The sequence below is a fragment of the Kribbella shirazensis genome, from assembly GCF_011761605.1.
In the GTDB taxonomy this organism is placed as follows: Bacteria; Actinomycetota; Actinomycetes; order Propionibacteriales; family Kribbellaceae; genus Kribbella; species Kribbella shirazensis.
The window spans coordinates 5,953,815-5,970,033 of record NZ_JAASRO010000001.1; the positions used below are offsets into that span (position 1 = coordinate 5,953,815).

At 70.4% G+C, this 16,219-nt stretch carries 18 protein-coding genes; 8 read left to right on the forward strand and 10 right to left on the reverse strand.

Annotated features, from left to right (window positions below):
- Nucleotides 1-8 precede the first annotated feature (8 nt).
- Genes sigJ through BJY22_RS28760 form a run of 3 tightly spaced genes read right to left on the reverse strand, consistent with a single transcriptional unit; the run spans nucleotide 9 to nucleotide 2,934 of the window.
- A complete protein-coding gene (gene sigJ, locus BJY22_RS28750) occupies nucleotides 9-917 on the reverse strand; it encodes an RNA polymerase sigma factor SigJ (protein WP_337759340.1) in 909 nt (302 codons plus the stop codon).
- Nucleotides 918-928: 11 nt separating this feature from the next.
- Nucleotides 929-1,486 carry a DinB family protein gene (locus BJY22_RS28755; RefSeq protein WP_167212780.1) on the reverse strand — a complete coding sequence of 186 codons (558 nt, stop codon included), beginning with the start codon at nucleotides 1,484-1,486 and terminating at the stop codon, nucleotides 929-931.
- The gene (locus BJY22_RS28760; protein WP_167212783.1) at nucleotides 1,483-2,934 is read right to left on the reverse strand and encodes a cobyric acid synthase; all 1,452 of its coding nucleotides are present in this window, start codon (nucleotides 2,932-2,934) and stop codon (nucleotides 1,483-1,485) included. The genes BJY22_RS28755 and BJY22_RS28760 overlap by 4 nt, the downstream gene beginning before the upstream one ends.
- Nucleotides 2,935-2,969: 35 nt before the next feature.
- Between BJY22_RS28760 and BJY22_RS28765 the strand changes: the two genes are divergently transcribed.
- From BJY22_RS28765 to BJY22_RS28785, 5 genes are all read left to right on the forward strand, one after another.
- Nucleotides 2,970-3,269: a GNAT family N-acetyltransferase gene (locus BJY22_RS28765; protein ID WP_167212785.1), complete on the forward strand. Its 300-nt coding sequence runs from the start codon at nucleotides 2,970-2,972 to the stop codon at nucleotides 3,267-3,269.
- Nucleotides 3,270-3,384: 115 nt separating this feature from the next.
- The gene (locus BJY22_RS28770; RefSeq protein WP_167212788.1) at nucleotides 3,385-3,915 is read left to right on the forward strand and encodes a YbaK/EbsC family protein; all 531 of its coding nucleotides are present in this window, start codon (nucleotides 3,385-3,387) and stop codon (nucleotides 3,913-3,915) included.
- Between the two features lie 10 nt (nucleotides 3,916-3,925).
- Nucleotides 3,926-5,494 carry a LuxR C-terminal-related transcriptional regulator gene (locus tag BJY22_RS28775; protein WP_167212790.1) on the forward strand — a complete coding sequence of 523 codons (1,569 nt, stop codon included), beginning with the start codon at nucleotides 3,926-3,928 and terminating at the stop codon, nucleotides 5,492-5,494.
- 72 nt (nucleotides 5,495-5,566) lie between these two features.
- On the forward strand, nucleotides 5,567-6,682 hold the full coding sequence (locus tag BJY22_RS28780) for a flavin-containing monooxygenase (RefSeq protein WP_167212792.1): 1,116 nt from the start codon (nucleotides 5,567-5,569) through the stop codon (nucleotides 6,680-6,682).
- Nucleotides 6,683-6,739: 57 nt separating this feature from the next.
- Nucleotides 6,740-7,600 carry a helix-turn-helix domain-containing protein gene (locus BJY22_RS28785; protein WP_167218768.1) on the forward strand — a complete coding sequence of 287 codons (861 nt, stop codon included), beginning with the start codon at nucleotides 6,740-6,742 and terminating at the stop codon, nucleotides 7,598-7,600.
- Between the two features lie 3 nt (nucleotides 7,601-7,603).
- Here BJY22_RS28785 and BJY22_RS28790 read toward each other — a convergent pair whose 3' ends face one another.
- Both BJY22_RS28790 and BJY22_RS28795 read right to left on the reverse strand, forming a co-directional pair.
- The gene (locus BJY22_RS28790; RefSeq protein ID WP_167212795.1) at nucleotides 7,604-8,038 is read right to left on the reverse strand and encodes an organic hydroperoxide resistance protein; all 435 of its coding nucleotides are present in this window, start codon (nucleotides 8,036-8,038) and stop codon (nucleotides 7,604-7,606) included.
- Nucleotides 8,039-8,051: 13 nt separating this feature from the next.
- Nucleotides 8,052-9,005 carry a quinone oxidoreductase family protein gene (locus BJY22_RS28795; protein WP_167212797.1) on the reverse strand — a complete coding sequence of 318 codons (954 nt, stop codon included), beginning with the start codon at nucleotides 9,003-9,005 and terminating at the stop codon, nucleotides 8,052-8,054.
- 63 nt (nucleotides 9,006-9,068) lie between these two features.
- Between BJY22_RS28795 and BJY22_RS28800 the strand changes: the two genes are divergently transcribed.
- Entirely contained in the window at nucleotides 9,069-9,731 is a 663-nt protein-coding gene (locus BJY22_RS28800) for a TetR/AcrR family transcriptional regulator (protein ID WP_167212799.1), read from the forward strand.
- Here the strand turns inward: BJY22_RS28800 and BJY22_RS28805 are convergent.
- From BJY22_RS28805 to BJY22_RS28820, 4 genes are all read right to left on the reverse strand, one after another.
- Entirely contained in the window at nucleotides 9,715-10,461 is a 747-nt protein-coding gene (locus BJY22_RS28805; protein WP_167212803.1) for a sulfite exporter TauE/SafE family protein, read from the reverse strand. The genes BJY22_RS28800 and BJY22_RS28805 overlap by 17 nt on opposite strands.
- Before the next feature lie 111 nt (nucleotides 10,462-10,572).
- Nucleotides 10,573-11,763 carry an SPFH domain-containing protein gene (locus tag BJY22_RS28810; protein ID WP_337759345.1) on the reverse strand — a complete coding sequence of 397 codons (1,191 nt, stop codon included), beginning with the start codon at nucleotides 11,761-11,763 and terminating at the stop codon, nucleotides 10,573-10,575.
- 160 nt (nucleotides 11,764-11,923) lie between these two features.
- On the reverse strand, nucleotides 11,924-12,451 hold the full coding sequence (locus BJY22_RS28815; RefSeq protein ID WP_167212806.1) for an NfeD family protein: 528 nt from the start codon (nucleotides 12,449-12,451) through the stop codon (nucleotides 11,924-11,926).
- A gap of 209 nt (nucleotides 12,452-12,660) precedes the next feature.
- Nucleotides 12,661-13,443 carry an ABC transporter ATP-binding protein gene (locus tag BJY22_RS28820; protein ID WP_167212808.1) on the reverse strand — a complete coding sequence of 261 codons (783 nt, stop codon included), beginning with the start codon at nucleotides 13,441-13,443 and terminating at the stop codon, nucleotides 12,661-12,663.
- Nucleotides 13,444-13,504: 61 nt separating this feature from the next.
- Between BJY22_RS28820 and BJY22_RS28825 the strand changes: the two genes are divergently transcribed.
- Both BJY22_RS28825 and serB read left to right on the forward strand, forming a co-directional pair.
- Nucleotides 13,505-14,239, forward strand: coding sequence for a hypothetical protein (locus BJY22_RS28825; RefSeq protein WP_337759347.1), 735 nt, complete (start codon nucleotides 13,505-13,507; stop codon nucleotides 14,237-14,239).
- A gap of 220 nt (nucleotides 14,240-14,459) precedes the next feature.
- Nucleotides 14,460-15,677, forward strand: a complete 1,218-nt coding sequence (gene serB, locus BJY22_RS28830) for a phosphoserine phosphatase SerB (RefSeq protein ID WP_167212811.1) — start codon at nucleotides 14,460-14,462, stop codon at nucleotides 15,675-15,677.
- 105 nt (nucleotides 15,678-15,782) lie between these two features.
- On the opposite strand, the gene BJY22_RS28835 is transcribed toward serB, so the two are convergent.
- On the reverse strand, nucleotides 15,783-16,196 hold the full coding sequence (locus BJY22_RS28835; RefSeq protein WP_167212813.1) for a rhodanese-like domain-containing protein: 414 nt from the start codon (nucleotides 16,194-16,196) through the stop codon (nucleotides 15,783-15,785).
- Nucleotides 16,197-16,219 lie beyond the last annotated feature (23 nt).

The window sequence follows — 16,219 nt, forward strand, 5'->3', positions numbered from 1 at the left end:
CCTTTCGGTCACCAGCTCAGATCCGACGGCCCTCCGATTCGTGACACCTGCGCGGTCGCGAAGGTCAGTTTCTCCGGATTCATCACGAACTGGACATCGGTCACGCCGTCCGGGCCGATGCCGATGAAGCAGATCGCGACCACTCCGTCGGGGCCTGCGGCAACCAGTGCGGGCCCGCCGTTCGCCTCCGCCAGGTAGGCCTCGATCCCGCCGCCGAACCGCTGGATCGCCCCGGCCAGGTAGCGGGCAACGCGGTTCCGGCCGATCAGCACGTTGCGGGCTGCGGTCACCTTGCCGCCGCTGTCGGCGCGGGACACCACGTCCTCCGCGAGCAGCTTCTCCAGCTGCTCGATCTCCCCCAGCCGGGCCGCCGCGATGAAGCGCTCGACCAGCTTCCGCCACCCGGCCCGGTCGACCGGCTGCTCGTGCGGCGCCTCCGCGGCCAGCTTCTTGCTCGCCCTGGACCCCAGTTGCCGCGCGTTCGCCTCCGAGGTCCCGATCAGCTCGGCCACCTCGCGGTACCCGTACGCGAACGCCTCGTGCAGCACGTACGCCGCCCGCTCGGCCGGCGTGAGCCGTTCGAGGAGGAGCAGCAACGCGAACGACACCGACTCCCGCTCCGCGACGACCTCCAACGGCCCGAGCGCGTCGAACTCGGCCCGCCCGGTCAGCACAGGCTCCGGCAACCACTCGCCGACGTACGTCTCCCGCCGGGCGCGCGCCGACGTGAGCTGCTTGATCGCGAGGTTCGTCACGACCTTCGCGAGGTACGCGTCCGGGTCGCGGACCGTCGTACGGTCGACGTCCTGCCAGCGCAGCCACGCGTCCTGCAGGACCTCCTCGGCGTCGGTCGCCGTCCCCGTCATCCGATAGGCGATCCCGAACAGCCGCCCACGCAGGCGCTCGAAGTCATCCACAGTCCCCAGTCTTACAGGAACGCCTCCGCGGCCCGTTGGACCGTGGCGTAGTACTCGGTCCAGGCTGCCTCGTCGAGCATGCCGGCGTCTCTGCCGCCCTGGCCGTCGATCAGTTCGCGGACGATGTCCGCGTGGCCGGCGTGGTGGGCGGTCTCGTCGACGACCCGGACCAGGAGCGCGCCGAAGGTCGTCGCGCGGTGCCCCTCGGCCCAGTGCGGGACCTCGGCGGGGTGGTCGAGGTCGAGCTCGGCGATCGACCGGTCGCCGTGGGCGCAGGCCTCGCGGTAGAGGCCGGTGATGTACTCCGTCGACTCGTCCGGCTTGGCCCACATGTCGGCGCCTTCCCACACCGAGCCGTCGGCCTCCCACGGCAGCTGTTCGGCCGGCGGGCGGCCCACGCTGGTCCCGAGGTAGACGTACTCGATCCCGACCAGGTGCTTCACCAGCCCGAGCAGGTTCGTCCCGGACGGCACGAGCGGGCGGCGGCGGTCGTACTCGCTCAGCCCGTCGAGCTTCGCGAGCATCAAGGCCCGCGTGTCCTTGAGGTAGTCCTGCAGCACGGTCTTCATGGCGCTCCTGGTGGGACGAAGGGAACGGGCGGTGCACCGTTCTCGATCAGGTGCAGCAGGGCTGCGGTGTCGGCGTACTCGTCGATCATGTCGGCCAGCCGGTCCAGCCGGGCCTCGCGCAACCCGGCGAACGAGACCGAGCCGTCGGGCGCGGGCTTGCCGGTCAGCGCGGCGACCTCGCGCAGGAACGCGTGCCGCGCGGCGTCGTCGTCGAGCAACCCGTGCCAGATCGTGCCCCAGACATTGCCGCTGCGGCAGCCGCCCGGGAACTCCTCGGCGTCACCAATCACGTCGACGACACCGTGGTGGATCTCGTACGCCGTGCGCGTGGGCCGCGCGAGCACCTTCTCCCTGGCGAACGTCGTTGCAACCGGCAACAATCCCAGTCCGGCGTGATCACCGCCTGTCTCCACCCCGTGCGGATCGGAGACCGATGATCCGAGAGCCTGGTACCCGCCACAAATTCCCAGGACCGGACGGCGGTGCGCGACCCGGGCCGTGATCGCGTCGGCCAGGCCGTTCTCCCGGAGCCACGCGAGGTCCGAGACCGTCGCGCGGGAGCCGGGGAGTACGACGAGATCGGCGTCGCGGATCTCGCCGGGGCTGGTGGTGAAGAAGACGCTGTTGGTCGGCTCCACGGCGAGCGCGTCCAGGTCGGTGAAGTTGCTGATCCGCGGGAACCGCACGACCGCGATCGTCAGCAGGTCCCCCGGCGAGGTACGGCGTACCGGGATGTCGAGTGCGTCCTCGGAGTCCAGCCAGAGCTCGGGCAGCCACGGCAGGACGCCGTACGTCGGCCGGCCTGTCACGGACGTGAGCATGTCGATGCCCGGCCGCAGCAGCGTGACGTCGCCGCGGAACTTGTTCACGAGGAAGCCGCTGACCAGGGCCTGGTCGGCCGCGTCGAGCAGCGCGACCGTGCCGAACATCGACGCGAACACACCCCCGCGGTCGATGTCCCCGACCACGACGACCGGCGCCCTGGCGTGCTGCGCCAGCCCCATGTTCACGTAGTCGGACTGCCGCAGGTTGATCTCGGCCGGACTGCCCGCACCCTCGCTGATCACCACGTCGTACCTCGACGCGAGGTCGTCGTACGCCGCGAACGCCGCCTTGGCGAGCTCGGCCCGCTCGGTGAGGAAGCCGCGCGCGGACAACTCGCCCCACGGCTCCCCCATCAGCACGACGTGACTGCGCCGGTCGCTGCCCGGCTTGAGCAGTACCGGGTTCATCGCCGCCTCGGGCTCGGCGCCGGCGGCGACGGCCTGGATCCACTGCGCGCGCCCGATCTCGGTGCCGTCGGCGCAAACCATTGAGTTGTTCGACATGTTCTGCGCCTTGTACGGCGCTACCCGGACCCCCTGCCGCGCCAGCCAGCGGCACAACCCCGTCACGACAGTGGTCTTGCCGGCGTCGGACGTCGTGCCGGCGATCAGGAGTGAGCCCACCCGGTCATCTTAGGGTGGCTATTACAGTGGCGGGCATGGAGAACGAGATCACTGTGGTGGACGCCAAGGACCACAGCCGGTACGAGGCGCGCGACGCCGACGGCACGCTGATGGGCTTCGTCGACTACAAGCTGTACCCGGGCGTCATCACCTTCGTGCACGCCGAGACGCTGCCGGAGTTCCGCGGCCGTGGAGTGGCCGGCACGATCGCCACCAAGTCCCTCGACGACGCGCGCGCCCTCGGGCTCCGGGTGAAGCCGGCCTGCCCGTACTACCAGAGCTTCCTCGAGGAACACACGGAGTACGCCGACCTGGCGAAAGGGCCTGCCGAGTGACCGTATTGATGCCGCGCCTCCGGCGCGGCGGGTCATGGGGCTGTAACTCCCATCCTTCCCTCGTCGCTCCGGTCGCTGCGCTCCCTCCGCTCCTCAGTCCAGGACGGGAGGCCCCATGACCGGGCCGGTGATGGGCAAGCTCGAGTGGCGGCCCGCGGCCGACGTACCGGAGCTGCTCGCGGCGCCGGTGCGGGACGCGCTCGGTGAGCTCCCGGCGTACGCGGCCCCGATCGACGCGGAGCTCGCCGACACCGCGGCGTTCTGCGCGGAGTACGACGTACCGATGGCCGCCTCGGCGAACTGTGTGGTCGTGCTCGGGAAGCGAGCCGGTGAGGAGTCGTACGCCGCGGTGCTGGTGCTGGCCACCGATCGCGCCGACGTCAACGGCGTGGTCCGCAAGCACCTCGGTGTCCGGAAGATCTCCTTCGCCGCCCAGGACGACGCGGTCGGCACGACCGGCATGGAGTACGGCGGGATCACGCCGATCGGGCTGCCCGCCGACTGGCCGGTGCTGATCGACGAGGCCGTCGTCCAGGCCGGACCGGTCGTCATCGGCAGCGGCATCCGCGGCTCGAAGGTGCTGATCGACGCCGCCGAGCTCGCCAAGTTGCCGACGGCAACCGTGCTGGACCTCGCGCAGCACTGAGCGGCAGCGGATGGAGCAGTACGACTGGCCCGCCGAGTACGCCGAGCTGACGGCGGCCGACCGGCGCGCTCTGCTGCCGCCCGCGGACGTCGACCGGCTCGCGGTCGCCGCCTTCGTCCTCGGTCACGACGACGAGGTGGCGGCGTACCGCGAGCGTGCGTACGAGGAGCATGCCGCCGCGGGCGATGTGGTGGCCGCGATCCGCAGCGGCTTCTGGCTCGCGTTCCACCTGCAGACGCGCGGCGAGCTCGCCCGGGCCGCGGGCTGGCAGGCGCGGATCGAGCGGCTGGTGCCGCCCGGGCAGCCACAGCTCGCCGGGCTGGTCGCGATGGCCGACGCGGCCTTGCTGATGAACTCCGGCGACGCCGCCGCGGCCCTCCCCCGGTTCGAGCAGAACCTCGGCTGGGCGACCGAACCCGAGGCGATCGTGCTGGCCGCGCTCGGGCGCGGCAACTGTCTCGCGATGCTCGGCCGCGGCGCCGAGGCACTCAGGGCACTCGACGAGGCGATGGTGCACGTGACGGCGAGCGAGGTCGGCCCCGAGGTCGCCGGCATGGCCTACTGCTCGGTGATCGCCTGCTGCCTCGACCAGTACGACATTCGCCGTGCGCAGGAGTGGACGCAGGCGTTGAGCGGCTGGTGCGACCAGCAGACCGGCCTGGTTCCGTACCGCGGCACGTGCCTGGTACACCGTGCGCAGATTCTGCAGTACCGCGGTGCCTGGTCCGATGCGGCGGAAGCGGCCGAGGACGCGTGCCGCCGGCTGACCCCGGGCGACGTCGGACCGGCGTGGTACCGGCTCGCGGAGGTCGAACGGCAACGCGGACGCTACGACGCCGCGGAGCGTGCGTACGTCGAAGCGGCCGCGGACGGGACGGATGTCCAGCCCGGCCTCGCACTGCTGCGCGCGTACCAGGGTCAGGTCCCCGCCGCCGTCGCGGGACTCGAACGCGCCCTGGCCGAGGACGCGTTCTCGCCGAACCGTCCACTGCTGCTCGCCGCGCGGGTCTCGATCGCGCTCGACCTCGGCGACCGTGAGGCGGCGCGCAAGGCAGCCTCCGAGCTCCACCAGTTGGCGCGGGCGGACTCGCCGTACCTGCAGGCTCTGGCGGCGTACTGCGAAGGCGCTGTGCGGATCGCGTGCGGTGATCCACAGGGCGCGATCCCGCTGCTGCGACGGGCGTGGACGTTGTGGCAGCGCCTCGAGATGCCGTACGAAGGCGCGCAGACCCGCGTCCTGGTCGCGCGAGCGTGTCGCGCGCTCGGGGACATCGACGCCGAGCAGATGGAACTCGACGGCGCGCGGTCGGTGTTCGAACGCCTCGGCGCGATCGAACAGCTGACCGCCCTGGACCAACTCGCGCAGCCCTTCGACGGCACCGGACTGTCTCCGCGCGAGCTCGACGTCCTGCGCATCCTCGCGACCGGAGCGACGAACCGCGCGATCGCCAACGAGCTGTTCCTGAGCGAGCGGACGGTGGCCCGGCACGTCAGCAACATCTTCGGGAAGCTGAGGGTTTCCAGCCGGGCAGCTGCGACCGCGTGGGCTGTGCAGCACGGCGTCAATGGGCAGAAATGACCAGTCGGTCCCGGCCAAGATGGCGTGACCGGTTGATGTGCGGTGGCCTTCGGCAACCCTACGTTGAGGTCCATGAACAGGGTCGGGACTGTGGTGATCGGTGCGGGGCAGGCCGGGCTGGCGACGGGGTACTACCTGCGTGACGACTTCGTCGTCCTCGAGGCCGGCGAGCGGGTCGGCGACTGCTGGCGGCAGCGGTACGACTCGTTGCGGTTGTTCAGTCTGCCGCGCTACTCGAGCCTGCCGGGTTTGCGGATCGGCACGCGGGACTGTCCGACCCGTGACGAGATGGCGGACTATCTCGAGCAGTACGTCGTACATCACAAGCTGCCCGTGCGGACCGGCGTACGGGTGACGCGCTTGTCGCGGGACGACGACGAGTTCCTGGTGGAGACGACCGCCGGCGACTGGCGGGCCGACCAGGTCGTGGTGGCGGCCGGGATGCACAGCACACCGCGCCGGCCGGCGTTCGCCGGTGAACTCGATCCGTCGATCCGGCAACTCCATTCGCTGGAGTACCGCAACCCGGCGCAGCTCGCGGACGGGACGGTCCTGATCGTTGGTGCAGCCAACTCTGGCACCGACATCGCCCTGGAAGCCGTCAGGACGCATCGCACGTTGCTCGCCGGGCGGCACCCGGGTCAGGTACCGATCGACATCGATTCGACCGTCGGGCATCTGTTCACGCCGATGGTGATGTTCCTGTTCAAACACGTGCTCACCCGCCGTACGCCGATGGGCCGCAAGGCGATCGCCAACGCTCTGCGGAACGGCATGCCGTTGACACGCAACAAGCTCGAGCACCTCGACGCGGCCGGGATCGAACGCGTCGGCCGCATCGAAGGCGTGCGCGACGGCCGGCCGGTGACTGCAGACGGCGACGTCCTCGACGACGTCACGACCGTGGTGTGGTGCACGGGTTCCGATCCGGACCACGGCTGGATCGATCTCCCGGTCTTCGACGCGGACGGGTGGCCGCGGCACGAACGCGGGGTGTCGACCGACATCCCGGGGCTGTGCTTCGTCGGGCTCGACTTCCAGTACGCGATCGCCTCGGCGAGCGTCCAGGGCGTGGACCGCGACGCTCGCTTCCTCGTCAAGTATCTGCGCGCTCATCCGCGCCCTCATCCGGGTCGGCGTCCCGGTCCGCGGAGCGCCGATCGGGCGATACCTGTGGACAGGCGGTAGCATCACCCGCTGAAATGGGTGCGTGGCTGGGTGTGGGTCAGGGTGAGTGAGCAGGCGATGAGCGGCGGAGACGAGGGCCCGACCGCGCTTCGCATCATGCTCGGTGGGCAGTTGCGGCGGATGCGTGAATCCGCCGGGTTCAGTCGTGCCGACGCGGGCTGGCAGATCCGGGCCTCGGAGTCCAAGGTCAGCCGGATGGAGCTCGGCCGGGTCGGGTTCAAGGAACGCGACGTCAGCGACCTGCTCGAGCTGTACGGGATGGGCGACGAGGACGAGCGCGTCCGGCTGATGGAGCTGGCGCGGGCCGCGAACAACCCGGGCTGGTGGTCCCGGTACGGCGACGTGCTGCCGGCCTGGTTCACGAACTACGTCGGCCTCGAGCTCGCCGCGACCCTGATCCGCACGTACGAGGTGATGTTCGTCCCGGGGCTGCTGCAGACCGAGGAGTACGCGCGGTCCGTCGTACAGCTGGGTAAGTCGTTCCTGCCGGAGCCCGAGGTCGACCAGCGCGTCGCGCTGCGGGTGACCCGGCAGCAGATCCTCACCCGGCCGAACCCGGTGAAGCTCTGGGTGGTCATCGACGAGTCGGTGCTGCACCGGCCGGTCGGCGGACCGGACGTGATGCGGGCGCAGATCGAGCACCTGCTGGAGTGGTCCCAGCGACCGAACATCACGTTGCAGGTGATGCCGTTCACCAGCGTCGGCTATCCCGGCGCGGGTGGCTCGTTCAGCCTGCTGCGGTTCGCGGACAGCGACCTGCCGGACGTCGTGTACATCGAGCACGCGTCCAGCGCGCTGTACCTCGACAAGATCGATGAGGTCGACGAGTACGTCGCGATCATGGAGGGACTGACCATCGCCGCGGACCCGGTGTCCGCGACCGAGGGCATCCTCAAGGACGCCCTCGGCCGGTTGTAGGGCTCAGGCGACCTTCAGGTCGACCTTGATGTTGCCGCGGGTGGCGTTCGAGTACGGGCAGACCTGGTGCGCCTTGGCGACGAGGTCCTCGGAGACGGCGCGGTCCGCGATCCCGGGCAGGCTCACGACGAGCGCGACCTCGAGGCCGTAGCCGGCGCCGCCGTTGATCGGGCCGATGCCGACCTCGGCGGTGACGGTCGAGCCGTCGACATCCTGGCGCTCGCGCCGCGCGACGACCTTCAGCGCACTGTGGAAGCAGGCCGCGTAGCCGGCCGCGAACAGCTGCTCCGGATTGGTGCCGTTGCCGCTGCCACCCATTTCGGCCGGCGGCACGACCAGGACGTCGAGCTTGCCGTCGTCGGTGGCGACCTTGCCGTCGCGACCGCCGTTCGCGGTGGCGCGGGCGGTGTACAGAACCTTCTCAACAGCGATGGTCATAGCTGGTTTCTCCTCAACGGGTGGGATCGAGCAGGAGCTTGCCGACGGTGCGGCGGGCTCGCATGTCCTCGTGGGCGGTGGCGACGCCGGACAGCGGGTACTCGCCGCCGACGAGCGGGTGCAGCTTGCCGTTCGCGGTCAGGTCGAACAGCTCCGCCAGCGGACCGCCGAGCAGCTGCGGGTTCGCGAAGCAGTCGGCCAGCCAGAACCCGGCGATGGTCTTGGAGCCCTTCATCAACCGGCCCGGGTCGACCGGCGCGGCCGACTGCCGCGACGCGGCACCGAACGTCACCAAGCGGCCGAAGCGCGCCAGCGCGGCGAACGATTCGTCGAAGGTCGGGCCGCCGACCATCTCGAGCACGATGTCGACCCGCTTCCCGCCGTTCGCCTCGAGAATGCGGTCCTTCAGGCCTTCCGGCGTACCGTCGACGGCGGCGTCCGCGCCGAGCTCGAGGGCCTGCTTGCGCTTGTCCTCGGTCGAGGCGGTCGCGATCACGCGGCCGGCGCCCCAGAGCTTCGCGAGCTGAACGGCGAGCGATCCGACACCACCGGCACCGGCGTGCACGAGCACGGACTCACCAGGCTGCAAGTGGGTCGAGGTCTTGAGCAGGTGCCACGCGGTGGTCCCCTGCAACACGAGCGCGAGCGCCTGACCGTCGGTGACACCTTCGGGCACATCCCAGGCGTACGGCGCGTGCGCGACAGCCTGCTCGGCGTACCCGCCGGAACCGACGAGTGCGACCACCCGGCGACCGTCCGCCGTCCGGCCGACGACCTCACCGCCGGGGATCAGCGGAAGCTCGGTCTTGGAGAGGTAGCTGTTCTCGACCTGATGCGTGTCCGCGTAATTGATCCCCGCGCGGTCGACCGCGATCAGGACCTGCCCGTCACCTGCCACCGGCTCCGGGACGTCGCTGATCTTCAGGACCTCGGGTCCGCCGAACTCGGTGATCTGAATGGCTCGCATACACCGTACTATACGCTGTACGTTAGGAGCACAGTAGCCGCCGGGAAGGGAGTTGGGTCACATATGGCGCGCACACCGCGGAACACGCTGAGCGCCGACCTGATCGTGCGCACCGCGCTCGCGTTGATGGAGGCGAAGGGCGCGGACGCGTTCAGCCTGCGCGGGGTCGCCGCCGAGCTGGGCGTCGGGCCGATGGCCCTCTACACGTACTTCCGGAACAAGGACGAGCTGTACGACGCCGTCCGCGATCACCTGATGTCACTGTTGCCCGACGTACCGAAGGATGCGCCGTGGCCGGACCAGGTGCGGTCCGTGTGCCGCTCGCTGCGGCTGCTGATGCTGCAGCATCCTTGCCTGGCGCAACTACTCGCGGGTCGGCCGCTGAGCGGGCACGAGACGGCGCGGGTCGCCGAGGGGCTGCTCGGCGTACTGCGGTCCGCCGGGTTCGCTCCGGAGACGGCGGCGCGGACGCACACGACGCTGTTCACGTACGTGCTCGGGTCGACGTCGTGGGAGATCCAGATGGCCGCCGAACGCCGAGATCCCGAGGCGTGGCGGCGATTGCGGATGTCGATGGAGTCACTGTCGGCGCGCGACTTCCCGTCGGTCGTGGAGCTGGCGCCGGAGCTGGCCCGGACGACCGGCGGCGACGAGCAGTTCGACTACGGGCTCGACCTGTTGCTGGCCGGGCTCCAGAGCAAGACAGAGGTCAGAACACCATCGTGACGATGGCCAGGACGCCGATGCAGACGATCAGTGCGCGCAACGCGATCGGCGGCAGCCGGCGGCCGTAGCGGGCACCGATGAACCCGCCGATGGTCGAGCCGACCGCGATCAGCGCGGCGGCGAGCCAGTCGACGTCGGAGACGATCACGAACAGGATCGCGGCGACCGTGTTCACGACGGTGGCCAGGACGTTCTTCAGGCCGTTCATCCGCTGCAGGTTGGAGTCCAGCCCGAGGCCCAGGATCGCCATCAGCAGCACGCCTTGCGCGGCACCGAAGTACCCGCCGTACACACCGGTCGCGAAGACTGCCGGGATCACCCACCAGGCTCCGCGGTGCTGGTGGGACGGGACGCTGATCCATCGCGACAGCCACGGCTGGAAGGCGACCAGCAAGCAGCCGAGCAGGATCAGGACCGGTACGACGGCGTGGAACGCGGACTCGGGCAGCGTGAGCAGCAGCACTCCCCCGACGATGCCGCCGGCCAGTGAGGCCGGGACCAGGCGGAGCATCCGGCCGCGCTGTCCTTCGAGCTCGCGGCGGTAGCCGATCGCGCCCGCCGCCGTACCGGGCGCCAGACCGACTGTGTTGCTGACGTTCGCCAGGACCGGTGGGATGCCGACGGCAAGCAAGGCGGGGAAGGTGAGCAGCGTGCCCGACCCCACCACGGCGTTGATCGTTCCCGCGCCCATCCCCGCCAGCAGGACGAACACCGCCTCGAACCATGTCATCGCTGCCAGACTTTACGCACCTGACCGCACCCCCGCAGATTTGTCCGACGGTTGAACAGCACTGAGCCCTCCTGGAAGCAATCCCAGGAGGGCTCTCGTGCTGCCTGTTCCTCAGCGCTGCGGCGGCTCCTGCGCCGGCGGCTCCTGCAGCGGGTTCTGCATCGGGTTCTGGGCCGGGTTCGCGGCCGGCGGTGGGACCGACGGCGTGCTCGGCGCGGCCTGGCTGCGGGTGCTGACGGCCGCGTTCTGCGCGGCCGCGATCGCCTCGGCGACCGCGTTGTCTGCCTCGGCCACGGCGGCGTCCGGCGTACTCACCTCGGCGCCGGTGTCGATCGCCGGCACCTCACCGTTGGCGAGCTCCGGCGCCTCCCACTGCCCCTCGGCCTTCTGCGGGATGCCGGCCACCTGGCCGACCGCACTGCCGAGACCCTTGAGCGCGTCGCCGATCTCGCTCGGCACGATCCACAGCTTGTTCGCGTCGCCCTGGGCGATCGACGGCAGCATCTGCAGGTACTGGTAGGCGAGCAGACCCTGGTCCGGCTTGCCGGCGTGGATCGCGTTGAAGACGGTGGTGATGGCCTGCGCCTCACCCTGGGCCTTCAGGATCCGGGCCTCGCGCTCAGCCTGCGCCCGCAGGATCCGGGACTCCTTGTCACCTTGCGCGGTGAGGATCGCGGACTGCTTCTGACCCTCGGCGGACAGGACCGCCGACTGGCGCATACCTTCCGCGGTGAGGATCGCGGCGCGCTTGTCGCGGTCGGCGCGCATCTGCTTCTCCATCGAGTCCTGGATCGACGGCGGCGGGTCGATCGAGCGCAGCTCGACCCGGTTCACCCGGATGCCCCACTTGCCGGTCGCCTCGTCCAGCACGTACCGGAGCTTCTCGTTGATCTCCTCACGTGAGGTCAACGTCTGCTCGAGGTCCATGCCACCGATGATGTTCCGCAGCGTCGTCATGGTCAGCTGCTCGATCGCCTGGATGTAGTTGGAGATCTCGTACGTCGCCCGCACCGGGTCGTTCACCTGGAAGTAGATGACGGAGTCGATCGACACCATCAGGTTGTCCTCGGTGATGACGCCCTGCGGCGGGAACGCGACGACCTGCTCGCGCATGTCGATCGTGTAGCGGACCTTGTCGACGAACGGGGTCAGCAGGTTCAGACCCGGCTGCAAACCGGTCTTGAACTTGCCGAACCGTTCGACGATCCCGACGGTCTGCTGCTGCACGACCCGGACGGACTTGATCAGTGTCACGATCACCAGTAAGGCGACCAGTGCCAGCACCACAAGGAACGCGGTCACTTCGACCCTCCACTCGGCATTGCCCTCAGGACGGACAGTCTTTCCTATCGACGGGCCATCCGGCGTACCGGTTCCCCGGCGCGCCGGGTACCTGAGCACGCAGCAACGCCGTCGCCGCCCTCAGGTCCGACAGTACTGCGCCGACGGGACCACCTGAGGGTCACGCCTGGGGCGGGTCCTGCTTCGGGTCCTGCTGCGGGGGCTCGTTGGTGCCGAGCTGGTGGTGCAGCGGGTCGCTCACCGGGTAGACGACCGCGGTCGCACCGTCGACCGACATGACCTCGACGCGGGTGCCGGGCGCGATCGTCGACACCTCGTCGTACGGACGGGCCGTCCACAGGTCGCCGCCGAGCCGGATCGAGCCGCCGCCGTCGGGATGGATCTCCTTGACCACGGTGCCGGTGCGGCCGATCACGTGGGCGGAGCCCGTCTTCAGCTCCTGGCCGTGATGGATCTTCCGCACGATCATCGGCCGGATCGCGCCGAGCATCGCGCCCGCCGCGATCAACCCGATGACGATCTGCAGCCACAGCAGCCCCGGGAAGAACGCCGCCACCCCGGCCGCCGTGAGCGCGCCGGCGGCCAGCATCAGCAAGGTGAAGTCGAGCGACGCCAGCTCGGCCAGACCGAGGACGGCGGCAATCGCCAGCCATGCCGCCCAGATGTTGTCCCGCAGCCAATCCATCATTTCCCAAGCCTATCCAGGTTCGGAGGTCGGAGCAGCCGTTTGACGCGTCACCACCCACCCACGCTCCCCGCCCCACCCGCATTTTCCTGGTGGACCCACCAGATGCGGGGTTCTGCACCCTGGTTACGGGTGGAGAACCCCGTATCTGGTGGGTCTGCCAGCGAAATGCGGGGCAGAACGGGCGGCTCGGGCGGGACGGGGTGAGTGGGTCAGAGGGCGCGAGCCGTGTAGCGGCCGTCTTCCTGCTTGAGGGTGAGGGCCAGGTCGAAGGTCTCGCTGAGGTTCTCGGCGGTGAGGGCCTCGTCCATCGGACCGGCGGCGACGATGCGGCCCTGCTTGAGCAGCAGGGCGTGGGTGAAGCCGGGCGGGACCTCTTCGACGTGGTGGGTGACGAGCACCATCGCGGGCGCACCGGCCGCGGTCGCGATCGAGCTGAGCGAGCGGACCAACTGCTCGCGCCCGGTCAGGTCGAGGCCGGCCGCGGGCTCGTCCATCAGCATCAGTTCGGGGTCGGTCATCAGCGCGCGGGCGATCTGTACCCGCTTGCGCTCCCCCTCCGACAGCGTCCCGAACGTCCGGTCCGCCAGGTGCGCGATACCGAGCTCGGCCAGCAGCGCGCCGGCCCGTTGGTGATCCAGCTCGTCGTACTCCTCGATCCAGCGGCCGAGGACGGCGTACGACGCCGACATCACGACGTCGGAGACCCGCTCGCTCGTCGGCAGCCGGTCGGCCAGCGCGGCGCTGGTCAGTCCGATCCGCGGCCGCAGCTCGAAGACGTCGACCGCTCCCAGCACCTCGCCGAGCAGCCCGGCGACGCCGGACGTCGGGTGCAGCTGGGCGGCGAGGATCTGCAGCAGCGTGGTCTTGCCGGCGCCGTTCGGCCCGATCACCACCCAGCGATCGGCCTCGTCGATCGTCCAGTCGATCCCGTCGAGCAGCCGCGCGTCACCGCGGACGATCGTCACCCCGGCCAGCTCCACCACTGCAGTCATGCTCAAAACCTAAGGGGTCGGCGTCCGCGACCCGTCGTCGGGTGGTGAGAGACTTGCGGGCGTGCTGACCACCTCCGCCTCGGTCCGGTTCACGGTCTGGACGAACGCGATGCTGACCGGAGCCTGCGATCCCGACACCGCCGCACTGAAGATCCTCGGCGCGGACGTCGGTCACCACGTCGCGGGCCTCGCCGGTCATCCCGAGCCGGCCACCCTGCCGGTCGCCCTCAACCTGCTGCGCGCGGCGGGCACCAAGCAGGCTCATCTCGCACTGCCCGTCCCCGGCGACCCGATCGGACTGGCCGGTCCCCCGGCGTTCAACGAGGCCGCGCTGGAGACGGGCGAGGCCGTCGTGCTCACGGGGCCCGAGCTCGGACTCGTTCCGTCGTACGTCGGTCCCGCTGTGCAGTGGACCGTGCTGCCCGCGGCGAGTCCGCTGCCGGCCGATTTCGGTGAGGCGGATCGTGGTCTGCGGATGGCGCTGATCGACGCGGCGGAGTCGTTGGCCGCGCTCGACGTCGCGCGATGGAAGCCGGAGGTCGCGGACGCGCTGATCGACATCCGGAAGATCGGGCAGGGACAGGGCGACGACCTCGCGCCCGGGTACGAGCCACGCGCGGTGAAGACCGCTGCGACGGCGCGGCGCTGTCTCGCGATCGCCGACGCGGCACTGGAGGACGACGGCGCCGCGGTCACCGGAGCCGAGGCTGACGCCCGCCGCCGAACCCTCCTGGCCCTGGCCGCCGCCGCCCGCCGAGCCCTCGTCGCCGCCTGCGCCCCACCCCCAGGCACGTAACCGCCCACCACCCGGCAGCCCCGCACCCCGCCCCACGCCGCGCCACCGCACACCCCGCGCCACCGCGCGCTCGGCCGCAGACGGCAGCCGCGCGCGGCCGCGCTTTGTGCACCAGGTCCGTGCCACAGGCGCCTCGTCGCACGGATCTGGTGCACAAGGTGGCCGGATCCTGGGCGGGGCGGGGCGGCGGGCCGTGGGGTTGGGTAGCGTTCGGGGTGCGATGAGCGATCTGGGTGAGGTTGAGAGGGCGGCGGCCGAGCGGCCGACCGTGCTGGTGACGTTGACGGGGACCGACCGGCCGGGGCTGACGTCCGCGGTGCTGTCCACGCTCGCGACGCGCGGGCTCGAGGTGATCGACGCCGAGCAGGTCGTACTGCGGGGACGCCTGGTGCTCGGCGTACTGCTCTCGGCACCGCGGGACCACAAGGGCCTGAAGGAAGAACTGAAGGCGCTCGCGAGCGTCCTCGACGTCGACATCTCGGTGAAGAAGGGTGTCGGCGACAACGAGCCGCGGCGCAAGGGCCGCAGCCAGGTGACCGTGATCGGGCACCCGCTGTCCGCCGCCGGCCTCGCCGCGATCGCCGGCCGGATCGCCGACACCGGCGCGAACATCGACCGGATCAGCCGGATGGCGCGGTACCCCGTGACCGCCATGGAGTTCGCGGTCTCCGGCGCCGAGCCCGAGGCGCTACGGACCGTCCTCGCGCAGGAGGGCGTCCGGCAGGGCCTCGACATCGCCGTACAGGACGGCGGGCTGTACCGGCGGGCCAAGCGGCTGATCGTGATGGACGTCGACTCGACCCTGATCCAGGGCGAGGTCATCGAGATGCTCGCCGCGCACGCCGGCCGGCTCGCCGAGGTCGCCGCCGTCACCGAGCAGGCGATGCGCGGCGAACTGGACTTCGCCGAGTCGCTGCGGCACCGGGTCGCGGCGCTCGAAGGACTGCCCGCGACCGCGCTCGACGAGGTGTACGCCGCGATCGAACTGGCGCCCGGTGCGCGCACACTGGTCCGGACACTGAAGCGGCTCGGCTACCAGTTCGCGATCGTCAGCGGCGGGTTCAGCCAGATCACCGACAAGCTCGCCGCCGAGCTCGGCATCGACTACGCGATGGCGAACGAGCTGGAGATCGTCGACGGCAAGCTCACCGGCCGCGTCGTCGGCGACATCGTCGACCGGCCCGGGAAGGCGACCGCGCTGCGCCGCTTCGCCGAGCGCGCGGGAACGCCGCTGACCCAGACGGTCGCGATCGGCGACGGCGCCAACGACCTCGACATGCTCGCCGCCGCCGGCCTGGGCGTCGCCTTCAACGCCAAGCCGGTCGTCCGCGCGGCCGCCGACACCCACCTGAGCGTCCCGTACCTCGACACGATCCTCTACCTGCTCGGCATCACCCGCGAAGAGGTCGAAGCCGCCGACGCGGACACCCCCACCTAGGTCCTGTCCGGCAATCAATCACGTCTGGGTCGTGCTCGATCCTGACCGGGCTGCCGGATGAACCGATGAAACCCGTCGGGGTTGTCCTGCGCCGCGGCGACCAGCTCAGCGCACGACCCGGCTCGATCTCGCCTGAGGCGGCGGCGCGACGACTGGTAGGCCGTTGGCTTGCCAGGCGTTGAAGCCGCCGATCACGTCGGTGCTGCGGTGGAGGCCGATTCGGCGGAGAGAGTCAGCGGCCAGGCTGGAGGAGTAACCGCCTTCACACACCACGATCCAGCGGATGTCCGCACTGACGGCTTCGGGGATCCGGGCGTCGCTGGTGGGGTCCAGGCGCCATTCCAGGTGGTTGCGTTCGATGACGAGCGCGCCGGGGATCTCACCGGCCGCTCGTCGCTGGAACTCGGGCCGGGTGTCGACGATGAACGTGTCGTCATCGGCGCTGAGCGCGTAAGCCTGCGCGGGGTCCAGGCGCGGCAAACCGGCTCGCACCTGGCTCAGTGTCTCTTCGATGCCCATCAGATCCCCCCGGTCCGGCAGCC

What these genes read in the sequence shown, in the direction of transcription:
- BJY22_RS28755 (WP_167212780.1), bottom strand. Translation starts at nt 1,486, where the DNA reads ATGAAGACCGTGCTGCAGGACTACCTCAAGGACACGCGGGCCTTGATG.
- BJY22_RS28765 (WP_167212785.1), top strand. Translation starts at nt 2,970, where the DNA reads ATGGAGAACGAGATCACTGTGGTGGACGCCAAGGACCACAGCCGGTAC.
- BJY22_RS28770 (WP_167212788.1), top strand. Translation starts at nt 3,385, where the DNA reads ATGACCGGGCCGGTGATGGGCAAGCTCGAGTGGCGGCCCGCGGCCGAC.
- BJY22_RS28775 (WP_167212790.1), top strand. Translation starts at nt 3,926, where the DNA reads ATGGAGCAGTACGACTGGCCCGCCGAGTACGCCGAGCTGACGGCGGCC.
- BJY22_RS28780 (WP_167212792.1), top strand. Translation starts at nt 5,567, where the DNA reads ATGAACAGGGTCGGGACTGTGGTGATCGGTGCGGGGCAGGCCGGGCTG.
- BJY22_RS28785 (WP_167218768.1), top strand. Translation starts at nt 6,740, where the DNA reads ATGAGCGGCGGAGACGAGGGCCCGACCGCGCTTCGCATCATGCTCGGT.
- BJY22_RS28790 (WP_167212795.1), bottom strand. Translation starts at nt 8,038, where the DNA reads ATGACCATCGCTGTTGAGAAGGTTCTGTACACCGCCCGCGCCACCGCG.
- BJY22_RS28795 (WP_167212797.1), bottom strand. Translation starts at nt 9,005, where the DNA reads ATGCGAGCCATTCAGATCACCGAGTTCGGCGGACCCGAGGTCCTGAAG.
- BJY22_RS28800 (WP_167212799.1), top strand. Translation starts at nt 9,069, where the DNA reads ATGGCGCGCACACCGCGGAACACGCTGAGCGCCGACCTGATCGTGCGC.
- BJY22_RS28805 (WP_167212803.1), bottom strand. Translation starts at nt 10,461, where the DNA reads ATGACATGGTTCGAGGCGGTGTTCGTCCTGCTGGCGGGGATGGGCGCG.
- BJY22_RS28815 (WP_167212806.1), bottom strand. Translation starts at nt 12,451, where the DNA reads ATGATGGATTGGCTGCGGGACAACATCTGGGCGGCATGGCTGGCGATT.
- BJY22_RS28820 (WP_167212808.1), bottom strand. Translation starts at nt 13,443, where the DNA reads ATGACTGCAGTGGTGGAGCTGGCCGGGGTGACGATCGTCCGCGGTGAC.
- serB (WP_167212811.1), top strand. Translation starts at nt 14,460, where the DNA reads ATGAGCGATCTGGGTGAGGTTGAGAGGGCGGCGGCCGAGCGGCCGACC.
- BJY22_RS28835 (WP_167212813.1), bottom strand. Translation starts at nt 16,196, where the DNA reads ATGGGCATCGAAGAGACACTGAGCCAGGTGCGAGCCGGTTTGCCGCGC.